This is a genomic window from Nocardioides segetis (assembly GCF_051390595.1).
GTDB lineage: Bacteria > Actinomycetota > Actinomycetes > Propionibacteriales > Nocardioidaceae > Nocardioides.
In genome coordinates, this window is sequence record NZ_JBNINR010000011.1 from 34,768 (window position 1) to 52,214 (window position 17,447).

The window sequence follows — 17,447 nt, forward strand, 5'->3', positions numbered from 1 at the left end:
CTATCGGGCTGTCTAGGAGGTTCCCTAGACATCGCTAGCGTGTCGGATCGCCGGTCTGGGACGGCGGCGACCGGGCACCGCGAGGGCATGGATCCGGTGTTCTTCGCCTGGTCGGTCGCGCTGATCGTGACCGCGGGGACGCTGCCGGCCGGCGTGATCCGAGCCCTGGCCTACCGGTCCGGATCGGTCGACCACACGCCGGGCATGCGGACGGTGGGGCTGGTGGTCCTCGGGATCGGGCTCGTCGGCCTGGTCTGCCTCGTCTCGCTGAGCGTCGCGCTGATCGCCACCTGAGTCACCGGATCACCCGGGCCCACCCGGGCTCACCCGGGCTCACCAGGGCACCAGGGCCGCTGACCCCCGGTGCCGCGGCGCGGGTCAGGCACCGCTGGCCGGCAGCGCCGTGCCGGGTACGGCGACCCGCGCGGTGCCGGTCGCGGTGCCGGTCGCGGGAGCGGTCGCGGTGGCCGGGGCGACCGCGCCGTGCGGCCCGCCTGGCGCCGACGGCAGCACGACCACGGGCAGTCCGGTCGGCACGACCGCCTCGCCGCACGGCGGCGTCGCAGGCTGGCCGAAGGTGACGACGAAGTCCTCCACCCAGGCCGGGTCGACGATCTCCCGGGCGGGCGCGACCTCCACCTCGACCGCGGAGTCGGGCAGCACCGTCCAGCCCGGGCCGGCCGGCGGCACGGCGGAGGTGCCGGCGGTGGTCTCGACCTCGGTGCCGGCGCGGGTCTCGCCGGTCGCCACGAACCCGGGGTCCGGCACGGTGCCGTCGGGCAGCCAGACCCGCTCCTCCTCGGCGGCGGAGATCTCGGCGGTGCCCGCCTCGACCCAGCCGTCGCCGGCGGGCTGCTCACCCACCGGCAGATGCGTCTCCTCGCCCCCTGAGGCGCCGGAGGGTACGTCGCGGGTGCGGCCGGTCGGCACCGAGCCGGCGGGCGGCGGCGTACCGTCGGCGAGCCAGGCGGTCTCGACGTGGGACACCTCGGGCTCGGCCGCGACGGCGGGCCGGTCGACGACCCACACCTCCTGCGTGACCGCCGGCGCGGTCTCCGCCGTCCGGGTCCGGCCGGTCGGCGACCAGCCGGCGCCGTTCTCGCCGGCGTTCCACCCCTCGCGCTGCCACTGGGTCCGCCCGGTCTGCTGCTGGACGTACTCCCACTGCTCCTCGACGACGGCGGGCGTCACGACCCGCGTCTCGTCGTGCCCCTCCTCGGGCGAACCGGGCCGCGCGGGGCGGTCGACGACCGTCCAGGCGTGCTCGCGCTCGACCGCGCCCACGGCGCGGGTCCAGCGGACGAGGACGACGGCGGCGACGCTCTCCCGCGCGTACTCCCGCTCGACGGTGCCGACGGCGCGCTGCCAGCGCCACTCGGTGCGGGTGATCGCGGCGACGATCCGGGTGACGGCAGGGTGCTCGATGCTGCCCCAATGCGCCGGGACCTCCGGCTGGCCACACCCGCGTGCGTCGTCGAGGGGCGTCGGGGCTCCGGGGGCGGCCACGGCGGCCGGGACGGGTGCGGCGGCCGCGGGCGCGAGGAGCCCGGAACCGGTGCCGAGGACCGCCACGAGGGCGAGCGGACCCAGGGTCAGGTGCCTGCTGTGCATGGGTGAGGCCCTTCTGTCGAGAGGATGGGAGGGCCCCGAGCGGCGCCGATGACCGACCAACGGGGTCGACCGGAGCCGGGTCATGGCGCCGGACCGGAATCAGGACGAAGTCCCGGGTCGCCGGGTTCCGGCGGACCGACGATCTAGGCTGGGCGCGTGCCCGAGCTGCCCGAGGTGGAAGCCCTGGCCCTCGACCTGCGGGGCCGGCTGGCCGGACGCGCCATCACCCGCGTCCACATCGCCGCGTTCAGTGCGCTGAAGACCTACGACCCGCCGCTCTCCGCCATCGAGGGCACGCTGGTGGACGACGTACGACGGCACGGCAAGTTCCTCGACATCGAGGCCAGCGGGCTGCACCTGGTCCTCCACCTCGCCCGCGCCGGGTGGGTGCGCTGGAAGGACGAGGTGCCCGCGCTCCCACCGCGCCCGAGCACCAAGTCGACGCTCGCGGTGCGGGTGGTGCTCGACGAGCAAGACGGGCTCACGCCGGGCCTGGACATCACCGAGGCGGGCACGAAGAAGTCGCTCGCGCTCTACCTCGTCCGCTCGCCCGCCGACGTGCCCGGCGTGGCCAGCCTCGGTCCCGACCCGCTCACCGACGACTTCACGTCCGAGCGGCTCGCGGGCATCCTCGCCGAGGCCGGCCGCAAGCAGCTCAAGGGCGTGCTGCGCCACCAGGGCACGATCGCGGGCATCGGCAACGCCTACTCCGACGAGATCCTGCATGCCGCGCGGATGTCGCCCTTCAAGCCCGCCGACAGCCTCACGGAGGACGAGCTGGCGACGTTGTACGCCGCCATCCGCGACACCCTCGGCGACGCGGTCGAGCGCTCCCGAGGCCTGGCGGCCAGCGAGCTCAAGAAGGAGAAGAAGTCACATCTCGCCGTGCACGGTCAGACCGGCAAGCCGTGCCCGGTCTGCGGTGACATCGTCCGCGAGGTCTCGTTCGCCGACTCGAGCCTGCAGTACTGCCCCACCTGCCAGACCGGCGGCAAGCCCCTGGCCGACCGGCGGATGAGCAAGCTCTTGAAGTAGCTCCGGCCCATCGGCGTGCCCACCGGCGCCCCCACCGGCGCCCCCGTCGGATGCCCGACCCGTCCGACGACCGGGGAGCTGGACGAGCACCACCGCCGCGAGCACCAGCAGGCCGCCCAGCCACTGCGGCGCGGTGAGCTGCTCGCCGAACACGGCCGCCGCGCTGAGGACGGTGACGACCGGCTCCAGGATGGAGAGGATCGCCGCCGTCGACGGCCCGACCCGCGCCAGCCCGGCGAAGAAGAGCAGCACCGAGGCGACCGTGCTGACCAGGACGAGGGCCACCAGCCAGCCCCAGCCCGCGACGCCGAAGCCGAGGTGCGGCAGCCCGCGCACGGCGTCGACGACGAGCAGCGCGCCGGTGGCGCCGGTGCAGACGAGCGCCGCGAGGGCGACCGGCGACGTGCCCGCGGTGACCCGGTCACCGATCACGATGTAGCCGGTGTAGGTCGCCGCGGCACCCAGCGACAGCAGGACGCCGAGCGCGTCGAAGCGCCCGCTCGCGGCACCCGCGAGGACCAGGCCGATGCCGCCGAGGGCGACCAGCAGGGCCAGCCCGCGGCGCGCCGAGGCGCGCTCCCGGCCGATCGCGATCGAGGCCACCATCACCGTGACCGGGTAGACGTAGAAGACGAGGGCGACCAGCGAGGCGTCGAGGTGGCGCAGGGCCGAGAAGTAGAAGGATGCCTGGACGGCGTACCCGAAGACCCCCATGGCGAGCCCGACCAGCACCGCGCGGCGGGTGAGACCGCGCAGGGCGCCGGTGCCGCCCGCGACGGCGAGCAGGATGACCGCGGCCAGGCCGAAGCGCACCAGGAGCAGGGCCGAGACCGAGACGCCCTCGTCGTAGGCGGACTTGGCGAACACCGCCATCAGGCCGAAGCCGACGGCGGACAGCAAGCAGAACACGGCACCCACGGGTCCATCGTCTGCCGCGACGATCGTTCATGTCCATCACGCATTCGTGCGGCAGATTGTTCAGTTATCGTGAACGGATGCTCGACCTCCACCGGCTCCGGCTGCTCCGCGAGGTGCACGGCCGGGGCACCGTGCACGCGGCGGCGGCCGCCCTGGGGTACTCCCCCAGCGCGGTGTCCCAGCAGCTGGCCGTCCTCGAGCGGGAGGCCGGGACGCCGCTGCTCGAGCGCACCGGCCGCAACGTCCGGCTCACCGCGGCCGGCGAGGTGCTGGTCGCGCACGCCATCACCCTGCTCCAGGGCGTCGAGGCGGCCGAGGCCGAGCTCGCCACGGTCGCCGCCGGGCGCGCTGCGGGACGGGTGCGGGTGTCGGCGTTCCAGTCGGCGGTGCTGCGCATCGTCGCCCCGGCCGTGCGCGCCCTCGCGGCCAGCCACCCCGACGTCCGGGTCGAGGTGACCGAGGCCGAGGTGGAGGTGACGGCACCGGGCCTGCGGCTGCACCAGTACGACCTCGTCATCGGCGACGAGTACGACGACCAGCCGCGGGTCGTGCATGCCGACCTCCGCCGCGAGCGGCTGCTGCGCGAGCGCCTGCACGTCGTCCTGCCCGCCGACCATCCCGAGGCCCGCGCCCGCCGGGTCCGGATCGGGCGGCTCTCCGGGCTGGCCTGGGCGGCGTGCCAGCCCGGGACCGGCCAGCGGGCGATGCACCTGCGGGCGTGCCGGCACTACGGCGGCTTCGAGCCGGACGTGCGCTACAGCTCCGACGACTTCCGGATCCTGCTGGAGATGGCCCGCACCGCCGGCGCCGGCGCGCTCCTGCCGGACCTCGCCCTCGACCGGCACGACCCGGGCGTCGCCGTACGTCCCCTCGCCGAGGGCCCGCTGGGCCGGGAGGTCTTCCTCCTGACCCGGCAGACCCGCACCCCGGCCGTCGAGGCCGTGGCCTCCGCCCTCCACGCCGCGACGCCTAGGCTGGACGCATGATCCCCACGATCGAGATCGACGGCCTGCCGGACCCGCTGCCCGAGGGCCTCGTCGTGCTGGACGTCCGCGAGGACGACGAGTGGGCTGCCGGTCGCATCGACGGCGCCGTGCACATCCCGCTGATGGAGCTGCCCGCCCGCCTCGGGGAGTTCGTCGAGCTCGAGGCGCCGCAGACGCTCGTGGTCTGCAAGGGCGGCGGCCGCTCGGCACGCGCGGTCGCCTACCTCGCGCAGCAGGGCTACGACGTCGTCAACCTGGCCGACGGCATGCTCGGCTGGGAGCGGGCCGGGCGGGCGATGGTCGCCGACGGCGACCAGCCGCCGTACGTCGTCTGACCTCTCGCTCACGACACACGGCCCCGCTGACCGGGTCAACGGGGCCGTCGCATCGGATCGATCAGCGCGTCACGGCGTGGGCAGGTCGGACAGCAGCTTCTCGAGGTCCTCCGAGTCCGGCAGCTCCGACAGCAGGCTCTCGAGGTCCTCCGGCGTCGTGGGCAGGTCGGACATGTCGGTCGGGAGTCCGTCGGTCGGCAGGTCGGAGCTGTCGGGGAGATCCTCGGTCCCGGGCAGGTCCTCGGTGTCGGGCAGGTCGCCCTCCGGCGCGCTGACGTCGGAGCAGGTCTCGGCCTGGTAGGTCGAGAACGCCTGGACCTTCTTCAGCTCGTCGTCGGAGAACTCACCCGCGAACGGCTCCTTGCCGGTCTCGGCCTCGAAGCCCTTCTCGATGTCGCCGGCGTCGAGCTCCTCGTAGGCCTCGAGCTGGAGCTCGAAGCCCTCGCGCGCGTCGTCGGGGATGTCGTCGGGCGTGCCGACGTCCGCGGCCCTCTCGGCGGTCTTCTTGAGGAGGTCGGCGATCTTGTCGTAGTCCTTCTCCTGGTAGGCCGTGAGGAACTCGTTGCTCAGGGTGTCGGCCGCGGTGTCGCAGAAGTCCTCGACGGACGCGTCGCTCGGCGCCCCGCCGCCACAGGCGGTGAGCGAGAGGGCGAGCAGGACGGTGGCACCGGCGGTGGCCAGCGGGCGCTTCATGGGCGTCATCTCGTGTCCCTTCCTGGGAATGGGGATCAGCCGCCGAGCTGGTCGGCGCAGGTCTTCTGGGCGTACTCGAAGAACGCTTCGGCATCCTTCTCGTCGTCCTTGGAGACGCCGGGGATCGAGTCGTCGCCGTCCTCGTCGCCGAAGGACTTCTTCGCCTCGTCGTAGTCGAGGTCGGTGATCGTGTCGATGAGGACCTCGAAGCCGTTGCGCTCGGTGTCGCCGATGCCGTCCGGCGTCCCGATGTCGCCGAACTCCCCGTAGGCCTTCTGGAGGTCCTTCCACTCGTCCTCGGTGGGCTCGTCGCCCGCGACGGAGGTGGTGGCCGTGATGACGTCCTCGACGCCGCCGCAGAACTTCTCCTCCGACGCGTCGCTCGGGTAGCTGCTGCCACCGCAGGCGGTCAACGTCAGGCCCAGCAGCACGGCCGCGCCGGCAGCGGCCAGCGGGCGCTTGATCGGGGTCATGTCGATTCCTTTCCTTGGGAGGCGGGCGTCTCGGCCTGCCGCGAGCAGGGCACGGCCGAGCGGGCGACCACGCGGTCACCCTGCCCCCACCCCGGCAGACTATTCACCGCCAGGGCGAACACCGGGTAGCGGATCCGTGACCGGTGCGGGGCTGGACCGGCTCAACGCTCCCAGAACGCGGCCGGTGGCACGTCGAGCAGGCCGCCCAGGATGCCGAGGTACGCCGACCGCGGCACCTGGCGCACGCCGAGGGTCGTGAGATGCCGGGTCGCCCACTGCACGTCGATCAGCCGGTTGCCGGCCGCACCGTCGGCGTCCGCGCGGAGGCCTTCGACGAGGCCGAGCAGCGCCACCTTGGAGGCGTCCGTGACGTGATGGAACATCGACTCCCCCGCGAACAGGCCCCCGATCGCCACGCCGTACAGACCGCCGACGAGGCGGCCGTCCTGCCAGGTCTCGACCGAGTGCGCCCACCCCAGGCGGTGGAGGTCGCCGTACGCCCGGGCGATCCGGGCGTCGATCCACCCGTGGGGCCGGCGCGGGTCGGCGCAGGCGGCGACGACGTCGTCGAAGGCGGTGTCGACCCGCACCTCGAAGTCCCGGGCCGAGCGGCGCAGCGAACGGGACACCCGGAGCTCGTCGAGGCGCAGCACACCGCGGTACGCCGGGCTCCACCAACCGATCCCCCGTCCCTCGGGCATCGGGAACAGCCCGCTGCGGTAGGCCGCCAGCAGGGTGCCGGGGGCCAGGTCGGCGCCGACCGCGACCAGGTCGCTGCTGTCATGGGCCCCGTCGGCGTCGTCGATCTCCCCGTCGGCGTACTCCGCGGGGTCGTCCAGCACCGGCAGCGCCGCCAGCTCCGCGCGGCTGGGGAAGACCCACGGAGTGGGCTCGGGCTCGACGGGCACCCACCGATCCTAGGAGGGGGTGCTGGCTAGGCTCGGAACATGGCTTCCCTCAAGAAGGGCCTGGCACTGCGCACCGCCCAGCAGCTCGCCCCGAAGGTCACCCAGCTGGCCCCGGGGCTGACGCAGTCGTTCGTCCGGGAGGCCCTCCACCGGGCACTCGTGGGGATCGGCCCCCTCCCACCGGCCGCCGAGGCGGCGCGTGCCCAGCTCGAGGAGCAGCGCGGCGACGTCGACAAGGCGGTGCGGGAGCTGATCGAGAACCACGTCGCGTACGCCGGCGTGGAGGGTCTGGCGACCAACCTGGGCGGGCTGATCACGGCCACGATCGTGGCACCCGCGAGCATCACCGGCCTCGCGATCATCCAGTGCCGGCTGGTCGCCGGCATCGCCCACCTGCGCGGCTACGACCTGGACGACCCGCGGGTGCGCAACGCGATCCTGGTATGCATCCTCGGCGAGGACACCGTGCGGACCATGGTGAAGCGACACCAGCTGCCCGCTCCCCCGATGGCGATCGCGACGGCGCCGCGGCACGATCCCGACCTGGACCGGACCGTGTCGACCGTGCTGGCCGGCGAGCTGATCGGACGGGTCATCGGCAAGCGGATGGTGACCACCGTCGGCAAGCGCGTGCCCCTGGTCGGCGGCGCCGTCGGCGCGGTGACCGACGCCTGGAGCACCTATCGGGTCGGACGCTACGCCGGGCGCGAGTTCCGGCCGCGGCCGGCCGACGTCGTCGCATAGCGACGAGCTCACGGCTCCTGCGGGACGCGCTTCCTCGCCTTGCGGTAGACCTCGAGCGCCTGGCGGCCCTTGCCGCTGCCCTCGAGCTTGTGCACGGTCCACTCCATCGACCGCATCAGCCGGGGGGTGCGGGCCCGGACCAGCTCGCGGCGGGCGATCTCGAGCTTGCGCCGCAGCCGCTCGTTCTCGGCGTGCGCCTCGGCGTTGTCGAGCAGCAGCGCCTTGATCGCGTCGACCGCGGCCGAGGCGACCTGCCGCTCCGGCGGGTGGTCGGGGTCGACCCACTTGCCGCTCGGCGCGGGCGCGCCGCGCAGGTCCTCGAGGTCGCCGACGACGTCGTACCCGCGGCGGGCGAGCTCGGCGATCCAGCTCTCGGTCAGCTCGGTCACCCAGGGGTACTGGTCCGGCGGGAGACCGAGCCGCGCCGACTTGGTGCGCTTGGAGAGGGTCCGGTGCGCGAGCAGCTCGCGCACGAGCGGCCGGTAGTGCTGCGGCGGCAGGTCGCGGGCCGCGACCCGGTTGATCCTCCGGATCAGCGCGGACTCCGGTACGCCGAGGCTCGGGTTGGCGCGCTGCGTGGTGAGCTTGAGGTCGAGGTCGTCGAGGCCGAACGCGGCGCTGAACCGCTCCCACAGCAGGTCGGGCGAGCCGCCCGAGGGCGGGACGGTGACCAGGTGGACCCGCTCCGGGGGGAGGTCGGCACCCCAGCGGTCGAGGATGTCGGGGATCTCCTGCACGCCCCAGAACCAGGCGCCGACGCGATGCGCCCGCTCCGGGTCCTGGATCAGCTCGAGGAAGCGGGCGTACCCGAAGCGTGCCCGGTGCTTGACGTTCTCCTGCCACTCGGCCGGGATCTGACGGACCAGGTCGCGCACCGAGAGGATCAGGTGGATCTCGGTGCCGCCGTCGCTGGTGTCGCCGCCCGGCCGGTGGCCGAGCGACTCGAGCGCCCGCGCGACCTGGCTGCGCGAGGCCGAGGCGAGGATCTCGTGGCTGATGATCGACGTGCCCTCGTGGGCGCGGACCTCGGCGGAGAGCCTGTCCCAGGCGCCGACGGCCTGCGCCTCGAGCCCGCCCCAGCGCAGCCGCATCAGGTCGAGAGCGGCGAGGAAGTGGGCGTCGAACCGGTCCGCCGGATAGCTGACGTCCTGCTTGAGCAGGCGGCTCCGGTTCTTGTAGAGCACGTCCTGGAGGTACGACGTCCCGGTCTTGGGCGTGCCGACGTGGAGCAGGACCCGCCTGGTCACCGGGTTCCCCACGGGGTCGCGCGGCCGGTCAGCGCAGCGGAGGAGCCGCGGGTCTCGGTGGGGTGGTTCACGCTTCCTCCTTGGCGTGGGGCCGGGCTGTCGCGGTGACGGGATCGAGGAGCAGGCCCAGCGCGAGCGCCAGCACCTCGGCGTCCACCGGGGCGACCGATCCCTGGTGGTCGGGCCCGAGCGGCCGCGGCAACAGCTGGTCCAGATCGCCGAGCACAGGGTAGCGAGCAGCGGCGAGGTCGTGGCGGGTGCGCTCGGCCTGCGTGCGCAGCCAGCCGTCCCACCGCGGCGGAAGGCTCGGCGGCGGCCCGCCGAGCCCGTCGAGGCGCGCTCCCAGGGTCTCGCGGAGGAGCCGCGGGCGGTCCTCCGACGGCACGAGCAGCCCGAGCGGCTCCCCCACCCGGCGGACCAGGTCGACGGCGTGCGCGCCGAGCCGCGGCGGGGCGCCGAGGCGGGGCACACCGAGCTCGGCGGCCAGCAGGCTGTCGTCGAGGACGACCCGTACCCGTTCGGCGCCGTACTTGTAGGCGGCCGAGCGCGCCATCCGCGCCACGTCCGCGCGCGGCGGCAGGTTGCCGGCGCCGGCGTTGGCGCGCACGAAACCGCGCCAGGTGGCGCCGCCCTGGTCGAAGCAGCGGGCGGTCCACGCCTGGACGAGGACCGTCTCGAGGTCGTCGGCGAGGAGGTACGCCGTGGGCCGGCGTCCGCCCGGACGGTGGCCGCGCGCGGTCAGGTCGGCGCGGACGGCGTCGGCGCGCCACGGCATCCCGACGACGACGAACGAGCGCACCCACGGCCGGCGTACCGACCGGACCCGCTCGACGAGGCTCGGCTCGGGATCGGGGACGGCGGCCGCGACCGCGACGTCGTCGGCCACCAGCGCGCTGGCGACCCGCAGCAGCTCGTCGTCGGCGAGCGCGTCGGGGTCGACGGGACGGGGTCCGAACTGCCCGGAGGCGCCGGTGCTCCCGGCCGGTCCGGGCGGTCCCGGCTCGCCGGGCTCGTCGGCGCCCACCAGGGCCAGCTCGCTGCGACCGCGGCCGGAGACGCCGGCGCCGAGGACGCGGTCCGCGATGGCCGCCGGGACGGTGCGCCCGGCCGCGGCGGCGTGCAGGTTGAGCCGGCGCAGCAGGGCCAGCTGTTGGGCACCGGGCAGCTCCGGCCCCAGCGGCTCACCTTCGCCCGTGCCGTCGGTCGGCCACGAGAGCCACGGTGTCGTGCCTCCCGCCCGCAACGCGGCCACCCACCCCCAGGCGCGTCCTCGACCACTCATGGCCCAACGTTAAGGGGGCGTCAGGATCCGGTGGCACCGGCCCCCATGGCACGCACGACCGCGGACGGGCTGGGCCGGCCGAGCTCGCCGGCCATCCACATACTGGCGGCGACGACCGCGTCGAGGTCGACGCCGTGCTCGATGCCGAGCCCGGTCAGGAACCAGACCAGGTCCTCGGTGGCGAGATTGCCCGTCGCGCTCTTCGCGTAGGGACAGCCGCCGAGGCCGCCCGCGGAGGCGTCGTACGTCGTGACGCCGGACTGGAGCCCGGCGTGGACGTTGGTGAGCGCCTGGCCGTACGTGTCGTGGAAGTGCAGCGCGAGCCGCTCACGGCCGACGCCGGCGTCCGCGAAGGCCGCGACGAGCGCCCTGACGTGGCCGGCGGTGGCGACGCCGATGGTGTCGCCGAGGCTGAGCTGTCCGACGCCGAGGTCGAGCAGCCGCTTGCCGACCGTCACGACCTGCTCGACGGGCACCGCGCCCTCCCACGGGTCGCCGAAGCACATCGAGACGTAGCCGCGGACGTCCATGCCGGCCTCCCGGGCGGCGGCGACGGTCGGCTCGAACATCTCGAACTGCGACTCCAGGGTGCGGTTGAGGTTCTTGCTCGCGAAGGTCTCCGTCGCCGAGGCGAACACCGCGACGTGGCGCAGGCCCAGCTCGACCGCGCGGTCCAGACCGCGCTGGTTGGGCACGAGGACCGGCAGCCGACGGGCGGCGTCGCCGAGGTCGGCGGTGAGGCCGGTCATCAGGTCGGCGGCGTCCGCGAGCTGCGGCACCCACCGGGGGTGCACGAAGCTCGTCGCCTCCACGATCGGGAGGCCGGCGTCGATCAGCCGCTTCACGAAGCCGGCCTTGACCTCGGTGGGGACGACGGACTTCTCGTTCTGCAGGCCGTCGCGCGGGCCGACCTCGTAGATCGTCACCTGCGTCGGCAGGCCCGGCTCGGGGACCACCATCGGCAGCGCGGTCATGCGGTCTCCTCCTCGACGACGAACAGCTCGGCACCCAGGGCCACCTGCTGGCCGGTGCTCGCACCGACGGCGGTGACCGTGCCGGCGTACGGCGCCTTGAGCGCCAGCTCCATCTTCATCGCCTCCACGACACCGAGCACGTCGCCCTCGGCGACCGTGTCCCCCACCGCGACCTTGACGTCGAGGACGGTGCCGGGCATCGGCGCGACGATGGTGCCGTCGCCCGCCGCCGCGCCGTGGTCGGCGGCGGCGTCCGGACGGTCGAAGACGTAGCGCTGGCCCTCGTGGGCGAGCTCGACGCGGTGGGCTGAGACACGGGACGTCATGCGTGCCGTGGGTCCGAGCCCACGCGACGAGGGACGTCGTGCCGGGGATAGCGTCACCGCACCGTCGGTGAACTCCACGACGACCGGCGCCGCCGAGCCGCCCATCCGGAAGCCGTCGCCCGCGAACGGACCGTCGGCCGCGGTGTTGGCGTCCAGCCAGATCCGGGCGGCCGCGGCGCGGGCGGGCGCGGGGTCGGGCGCCGGGACCTCGTGGCGGTCGAGCCACGCGGTGTCGATCCCGCCGGGGACGGCGAACTCCTCCCCCGCCGCGAGCACCCGCAGGAAGCCGGTGTTCGTGGTGAGACCGAGGACGGCGGTGTCGTCGAGCGCGGCGACGAGGGCGCGCCGGGCGGCCTCGCGGGTCGCCCCGCTGACGATGACCTTGCCGAGCATCGGGTCGTACGACGTGCTCACGACCTGGCCGCTCTCGAGCGCGTGGTCCACGCGGGCGGCAGCCGGCCAGGACACGACGGTCGCCGTACCGGCCTGCGGGAGGAAGCCGCCGAAGGCGTCCTCGGCGTAGATCCGGGCCTCGATCGCGTGGTCCCGGAACCGGACGCCGGCCTGGTCGAACGGCAGCGGATCCCCCGCGGCGACGGCGATCTGGAGCGCGACCAGGTCGGTCCCGCTGTGGATCTCGGTGACCGGGTGCTCGACCTGGAGCCGGGTGTTCATCTCGAGGAAGTAGAAGTCGCCGGTGCTCGCGTCGAGGAGGTACTCGATGGTGCCGGCGTTCTCGTAGCCCACCGAGGCGGACAGGGCGACGGCCGAGTCGTGGATGCGCGCGCGCAGCCGGTCGTCGAGCGCCGGAGCCGGCGCCTCCTCGAGCACCTTCTGGTGGCGGCGTTGCACCGAGCACTCGCGGGTGCCGAGGTGGACGACCGTGCCGTGGCTGTCGCCGAGCACCTGGACCTCGATGTGACGGCCGCGCTCGACGTACTTCTCCACCAGGATGGTGTCGTCGCCGAAGGCGCTGGCGGCCTCGCGCTTGGCGGCCGCGACGGCGGCGTCGAAGTCCGCGGCCGCGCGGACCACGCGCATGCCCTTGCCTCCGCCACCGGCCGCCGCCTTCACCAGCACCGGGTAGGCGAAGGAGGCCGGGTCCGCGTCGGCGCCGTACGACGGCACCACCGGCACGCCCGCGGCGACCGCGAGGTCGCGGGCCGCGTCCTTGCGGCCCATCTGCTCGATGACCTCGGGGCTCGGCCCGACCCAGGCGATGCCGGCACCGGTGACGGCCGCGGCGAAGCCGGCGTTCTCGGAGAGGAAGCCGTAGCCGGGGTGGATCGCGCCACCGTCAGCCAGGCCGGACTCCTTGGCGGCGGCGAGCACCGCGTCGCCGTCGAGGTATGACGGCACCCGGATCGCGACGTCGGCGTCGCGCACGTGCAGCGCGTCGGCGTCGAGGTCCGTGTGCACGGCGACCGTGCGGATGCCGAGCTCGCGGCAGGTGCGGAAGACGCGGCGGGCGATCTCGCCGCGGTTGGCGACCAGGAGGGTGTGGATCTCAGTCATCAGGGCCTCACATGCGGAAGATGCCATAGGAGGGGGCGGGCGTGGGTACGGCGGACACGACCTCCAGCGCCATGCCGAGCACCCGGCGGGTGTCGGCGGGGTCGATCACGCCGTCGTCCCACAGTCGCGCGGAGGCGTAGTAGGGCGAGCCCTGCGTCTCGTACTGGTCCTTGATCGGCTGCTTGAACTCCTCGTCGTCCTCGCGGCCGGCAACGGTGGCGAGCACGTTGGCCGCCTGGTCGCCGCCCATCACCGAGATCCGGGCATTCGGCCACATCCACAGGAAGCGCGGGTCGTAGGCCCGCCCGCACATGCCGTAGTTGCCGGCGCCGAACGAGCCGCCGATGACGACGGTGAGCTTCGGGACGACCGAGCACGCGACCGCGGTGACCAGCTTGGCCCCGTCGCGGGCGATGCCACGGTTCTCGTACTCGCGGCCGACCATGAAGCCGGAGATGTTCTGCAGGAACAGCAGCGGGATGCCGCGCTGGTTGCACAGCTCGACGAAGTGCGCGCCCTTGAGCGCGCTCTCGGAGAAGAGGATGCCGTTGTTGGCGACGATGCCCACCGGGTGGCCGTGGATCCGGGCGAAGCCGCAGACCAGCGTCTCGCCGTACAGCTGCTTGAACTCCTGCAGCCGGCTGCCGTCGACCAGGCGTCGGATCACCTCGCGCACGTCGTACGGCGTGCGGGTGCTGGTCGGCACGACGTCGTAGATCGACTCGGGCGACTCCAGGGGATCGTCGACGGGCGCGTCAGAAAAGCTGCGGTTTGGGACCAAACCGTGCAATTCCGGGCCCTCGACCTGCGGTCTGTGCCCCATCGGCAGTGTGTCGATGATGCCGCGCAGGATGCGCAGCGCGTGGGCGTCGTCGTCGGCGAGGTGGTCGACGACGCCGCTCCGCCGGGCGTGCACGTCGCCGCCGCCGAGGTCCTCCGCGCTGACGACCTCGCCGGTCGCGGCCTTCACGAGCGGCGGTCCGCCGAGGAAGATCGTGCCCTGGTTCTTCACGATGACGGTCTCGTCGGACATCGCCGGGACGTAGGCGCCGCCGGCGGTGCACGAGCCCATCACCGCGGCGAGCTGCGGGATCCCGCGGGCCGACATGTTGGCCTGGTTGAAGAAGATCCGGCCGAAGTGCTCCTTGTCGGGGAACACCTCGTCCTGCATGGGCAAGAACGCGCCGCCGGAGTCGACGAGGTAGACGCACGGCAGCCGGTTCTCCGCGGCGACGGTCTGCGCCCGCAGGTGCTTCTTGACCGTCATCGGGTAGTAGGTGCCGCCCTTCACCGTCGCGTCGTTGGCGACGACCATGACGTTGCGGCCCTCGACGCGGCCGATGCCGGCGACCACGCCGGCCGCGGGGACCGCGAAGTCCTGGTCGGGGGCGCCCGGCTTGCCGTACATTCCGTACGCCGCCAGCGGGGCCAGCTCCAGGAACGGGCTGCCGGGGTCGAGCAGGCCGTCGACCCGGTCGCGGGCGAGCAGCTTGCCCCGGTCGGTGTGCTTGGCGCGGGCCGCCTCGCTGCCGCCCTGGCGGACCCGGGCGAGCCGGTCGCGCAGGTCGGCGGCGAGATCGCGGAGCGTGGGCTCGGGAGTCTCGGACACACGAACAGGTTAATGATCATTAACCTGTTCGGCAATCCCTTGGTGCCGATCCCTTATCGCTCAGCGGAGCCGAAGCAGGGCCCCAGGACCGAACAACGGGCCGACGACATAGACGTGGTCGCTGACATCGACCCCGCCCGGCGTCTTCAGCATGCCCGCCGCGAGCTCCCGCACGCGCGGCTCGGCGCCGCGGTCCCGGATGAGGAACAGGCTGCCCTCGTCGGCGCCGGGCAGGCCCAGCTCGAAGCCCAACCAGCTCTTCTTCGACAGCTCGAGCGCGTAGACGCCCTTCGGACCGGCCCCGAGGTCGGTGATCGAGGTGAACCCGTCGGCGTACCGCTTGCAGGCGCCCTTGCGCGGGTGTGCGGGGTCGCAGGTCGCGTTCTTCGCGCCCGGCTTGATCCGCCACACCTGCGAGGTGCCCGGAGTCGCCGGGAAGCCACGCAGCTCGCCGACGTACCAGTAGCCGTCGGCGCCGACGGCTACCGACGTCGCGACGGCCTCGGACGGGATCGGGGTCCCGGCGGGCGGGAGCGGTCCCATCGGCGGCGGTACGTCGGGCAGCCCGGCCGGCACCGGCACCGTGCGCGGCATCAGCCGGGCGACCGTGCGGACCTTGCCGGAGCGCGGCCAGACCCGGAGCAGGTCGTTGCCGGCCGCGTCGGAGACCAGCACGGTGCCGTCGTCGAGCGCGACCACCCCGAACGGGTTGCTGTCCGTCGGGAGGTTCTCCTGGTCCCACGGGTCCGGATCGGTCTTCTGGTAGGCGCCGATGTCCGCGACCACCTTCGGCGTCGGCCAGCCGCGCTTCCACTTGAACAGCGTGGTTGCCGGCGCGGGTGCCGCGGCACCGCGCAGGACCGACGGGCGCTGCTCCGGCGGCGGGCCGGACGCACCGGTGAGCAGGTAGATCGTGCCATGGCGGCCCTTCGCGATCGCGGGCGGGAAGTCCGTGGCCAGGTTGCCGAGCGGGATCACCCGAGCCGGCTTGCGCCGGCGCTCGACGACGAGGCTGAAGTCGCCCCCGGTCTCCGTCACCAGCACCCGGCCGTCGCCGAGCGCGTCGACGCCCCGCGGTCCGTCGAGAGGGGTGACGGTGCGCGGCGGCGCGGCCGCACCACCCGAGCCGGCGCCGCCCGGGGACGCGCCCGGAGCACCGGCCACCGCCGGGATTCCGGCCCCCGCGAGCGCGAGCGCCGCCACCGCCGTACCGATCCTGATCGCTGCCTTGCCCATGGTCTGCTCCTCGGGTCGTGGGCGCGTACCGCACCGTCACCCTGCCTAGCAGCGGTCGACGGGACGCGTCATGCCCCATCGTGGGGACGTGCCGGATTCACGTGCCCTAACCTGCGGGGGTGACCGTGACCGAGCCGACCCGCCGCGAGCAGATCCTGGCGACGGCCGCGGACCTGTTCGCCGCCCGCGGCTTCCACGGCGTCTCCGTCGCCGACCTCGGCGCGGCGTGCGGCATCTCCGGTCCCGCGCTCTACAAGCACTTCGCGTCGAAGCAGGCGATGCTCGCCGAGATGCTGACCTCGATCAGCGAGCGCCTGCTCGAGGTGGGCCGCGAGCGGGTCGCCGGCGGGGGCGGCGACCCCGCCGCCGCGCTGCGGGGCCTGGTCGACTGGCACGTCGAGTTCGCCCTCGGCCACCGCCCGCTCATCATCGTCCAGGACCGCGACTGGGAGTCGCTGCCCGAGGACGCGCGCGAGCAGGTCCGCCGGCTCCAGCGCGCGTACGTGAACCTCTGGGCCGACCAGCTCCGCGCCCTGCGCCCCGACCTCGACAAGGCCCGGGCGCACGCCGCCGCCCAGGCCGCGTTCGGACTCCTCAACTCCACGCCGCGCGCCGGCCACGGCATCCCCGACGCCGCGCTGCGCGACCTGCTCGGGTCCATGGCGCTGGGCGCGTTGGGTGTGGATGTGCCGGTCACAAGCAGGTAAGTGGACCCGGCGACGAGTGGTAAGCGAGTGGTACGGTGGTCTCACCGCCCGCCCCTGAGGGGGGCCGGGAAGTGGAGGCCGGACCCCCCGCCGCATGACGGGAGCCGGCCTCGGCGCCTTTTCAGTCCAGGATCGCGACGCTGGATCCCCACCGGAGAAGCGAACCTCGATCGCCCGTACGACGGGAGTGGCGCACCACACCGGCCACCGCGTCAGGCAGCCACAGCATCGGCTCGTCCAGAGGGCGCGCAAGACCCACCCGCAGCGCTGCCGACACGGCGCCCGAGCCTCGCAGTGCGGCGACCATCAGCTGATCACGACCGTCGGCGACCGAACCTCGTGACTCCAACCAGACCCGGGCAACCTCCAGCTGATCCAGCTCGAAGAGCAGCCGCTCGAGACACAGACGCCGTGCGCGCTCCTGTCGACGGGCATCGGGAAGGTCCCGAACGACGACCACATGGATCGCGTTCAGCTCGGCGATTCGCTCGATGACCTCGCGCCGTGTGGCCGCCTCCTCCGAGTGCCAGTGCAGTCGTCGACGTGGTTTCGGGACGAGCTCCCGCAGCGCCGACCGCATGGCCTCGGCTCCGCCGGGGTCGGCAACGCTGGCCGCGAGGACGTAGAAGCCGGGTGCATCGCCTCCGACCGACACGCTCTCATCCACCCAGGCGTGCCAGGTCCGAGACATGACGCGACGCTACGCACGATCCCGGCCGCCGACATCCGGCCGGACACCCCCTGTGGACGGACGCTCCCGCGCCGCCTCGGAAACCCCCGGTTCGGCGCACTGAGGACGCGGGCGTGGTCGGCGTCCGGGTGACCAACCCAGGCCGTTCCCAACAGCG

General features: G+C 73.7%; 17 protein-coding genes and 1 pseudogene. 6 read left to right on the forward strand and 12 right to left on the reverse strand.

All coding sequences use genetic code 11. The features are described from left to right. Positions 1-39 precede the first annotated feature (39 nt). Positions 40-294: a hypothetical protein gene (locus ACPZVR_RS17950; RefSeq protein WP_436701041.1), complete on the forward strand. Its 255-nt coding sequence runs from the start codon at positions 40-42 to the stop codon at positions 292-294. A gap of 84 nt (positions 295-378) precedes the next feature. Here the strand turns inward: ACPZVR_RS17950 and ACPZVR_RS17955 are convergent, their stop codons facing one another. After that, positions 379-1,611, reverse strand: coding sequence for a hypothetical protein (locus ACPZVR_RS17955; RefSeq protein ID WP_436701042.1), 1,233 nt, complete (start codon positions 1,609-1,611; stop codon positions 379-381). A 156-nt stretch (positions 1,612-1,767) separates the two neighbouring features. Between ACPZVR_RS17955 and ACPZVR_RS17960 the strand changes: the two genes are divergently transcribed. Beyond that, positions 1,768-2,646 (forward strand): Fpg/Nei family DNA glycosylase, encoded by an 879-nt coding sequence (locus tag ACPZVR_RS17960; RefSeq protein ID WP_436701043.1) that lies wholly within the window; start codon positions 1,768-1,770, stop codon positions 2,644-2,646. A gap of 93 nt (positions 2,647-2,739) precedes the next feature. Here the strand turns inward: ACPZVR_RS17960 and ACPZVR_RS17965 are convergent. Beyond that, a pseudogene (locus tag ACPZVR_RS17965) lies at positions 2,740-3,564 on the reverse strand (DMT family transporter); the annotation flags it as partial. A 77-nt stretch (positions 3,565-3,641) separates the two neighbouring features. Between ACPZVR_RS17965 and ACPZVR_RS17970 the strand changes: the two are divergent. Together ACPZVR_RS17970 and ACPZVR_RS17975 are read left to right on the forward strand one after the other, a co-directional pair. Then, positions 3,642-4,550, forward strand: a complete 909-nt coding sequence (locus tag ACPZVR_RS17970) for a LysR family transcriptional regulator (protein WP_436701044.1) — start codon at positions 3,642-3,644, stop codon at positions 4,548-4,550. After that, positions 4,547-4,885, forward strand: a complete 339-nt coding sequence (locus tag ACPZVR_RS17975; RefSeq protein WP_436701045.1) for a rhodanese-like domain-containing protein — start codon at positions 4,547-4,549, stop codon at positions 4,883-4,885. Before ACPZVR_RS17970 ends, ACPZVR_RS17975 begins: the two co-directional genes overlap by 4 nt. A 69-nt stretch (positions 4,886-4,954) precedes the next feature. On the opposite strand, the gene ACPZVR_RS17980 is transcribed toward ACPZVR_RS17975, so the two are convergent. The 3 genes from ACPZVR_RS17980 to aat form a co-directional block, all read right to left on the reverse strand. Beyond that, the gene (locus ACPZVR_RS17980; protein ID WP_436701046.1) at positions 4,955-5,587 is read right to left on the reverse strand and encodes a hypothetical protein; all 633 of its coding nucleotides are present in this window, start codon (positions 5,585-5,587) and stop codon (positions 4,955-4,957) included. 26 nt (positions 5,588-5,613) lie between these two features. Next, complete coding sequence (locus ACPZVR_RS17985) at positions 5,614-6,051, reverse strand: hypothetical protein (RefSeq protein WP_436701047.1); 438 nt, start codon at positions 6,049-6,051, stop codon at positions 5,614-5,616. Positions 6,052-6,212: 161 nt separating this feature from the next. After that, positions 6,213-6,959 (reverse strand): leucyl/phenylalanyl-tRNA--protein transferase, encoded by a 747-nt coding sequence (gene aat / locus ACPZVR_RS17990; protein ID WP_436701048.1) that lies wholly within the window; start codon positions 6,957-6,959, stop codon positions 6,213-6,215. A 39-nt stretch (positions 6,960-6,998) separates the two neighbouring features. On the opposite strand from aat, the gene ACPZVR_RS17995 reads away from it, so the two are divergent. Then, a complete protein-coding gene (locus ACPZVR_RS17995; RefSeq protein WP_436701050.1) occupies positions 6,999-7,703 on the forward strand; it encodes an EcsC family protein in 705 nt (234 codons plus the stop codon). Positions 7,704-7,711: 8 nt separating this feature from the next. Here the strand turns inward: ACPZVR_RS17995 and ACPZVR_RS18000 are convergent, their stop codons facing one another. The 6 genes from ACPZVR_RS18000 to ACPZVR_RS18025 all read right to left on the reverse strand — a co-directional run bounded on the left by ACPZVR_RS18000 (position 7,712) and on the right by ACPZVR_RS18025 (position 15,892). Continuing rightward, on the reverse strand, positions 7,712-8,950 hold the full coding sequence (locus ACPZVR_RS18000) for a hypothetical protein (protein WP_436701051.1): 1,239 nt from the start codon (positions 8,948-8,950) through the stop codon (positions 7,712-7,714). Positions 8,951-9,017: 67 nt separating this feature from the next. After that, a complete protein-coding gene (locus ACPZVR_RS18005; RefSeq protein ID WP_436701053.1) occupies positions 9,018-10,232 on the reverse strand; it encodes a hypothetical protein in 1,215 nt (404 codons plus the stop codon). A gap of 20 nt (positions 10,233-10,252) precedes the next feature. Continuing rightward, positions 10,253-11,206: a hydroxymethylglutaryl-CoA lyase gene (locus tag ACPZVR_RS18010; RefSeq protein ID WP_436701054.1), complete on the reverse strand. Its 954-nt coding sequence runs from the start codon at positions 11,204-11,206 to the stop codon at positions 10,253-10,255. After that, positions 11,203-13,047, reverse strand: coding sequence for an acetyl/propionyl/methylcrotonyl-CoA carboxylase subunit alpha (locus ACPZVR_RS18015; protein ID WP_436701055.1), 1,845 nt, complete (start codon positions 13,045-13,047; stop codon positions 11,203-11,205). Before ACPZVR_RS18015 ends, ACPZVR_RS18010 begins: the two co-directional genes overlap by 4 nt. Positions 13,048-13,054: 7 nt before the next feature. Continuing rightward, positions 13,055-14,656 (reverse strand): carboxyl transferase domain-containing protein, encoded by a 1,602-nt coding sequence (locus ACPZVR_RS18020; protein WP_436701056.1) that lies wholly within the window; start codon positions 14,654-14,656, stop codon positions 13,055-13,057. Between the two features lie 60 nt (positions 14,657-14,716). After that, positions 14,717-15,892, reverse strand: coding sequence for a ScyD/ScyE family protein (locus ACPZVR_RS18025; RefSeq protein WP_436701057.1), 1,176 nt, complete (start codon positions 15,890-15,892; stop codon positions 14,717-14,719). 119 nt (positions 15,893-16,011) lie between these two features. Here ACPZVR_RS18025 and ACPZVR_RS18030 point away from each other — a divergent pair, with 119 nt between their 5' ends. Continuing rightward, positions 16,012-16,599 carry an SACE_7040 family transcriptional regulator gene (locus ACPZVR_RS18030; RefSeq protein WP_436701059.1) on the forward strand — a complete coding sequence of 196 codons (588 nt, stop codon included), beginning with the start codon at positions 16,012-16,014 and terminating at the stop codon, positions 16,597-16,599. 121 nt (positions 16,600-16,720) lie between these two features. On the opposite strand, the gene ACPZVR_RS18035 is transcribed toward ACPZVR_RS18030, so the two are convergent. Beyond that, entirely contained in the window at positions 16,721-17,290 is a 570-nt protein-coding gene (locus ACPZVR_RS18035) for a hypothetical protein (protein ID WP_436701061.1), read from the reverse strand. Between the last annotated feature and the right edge of the window lie 157 nt (positions 17,291-17,447).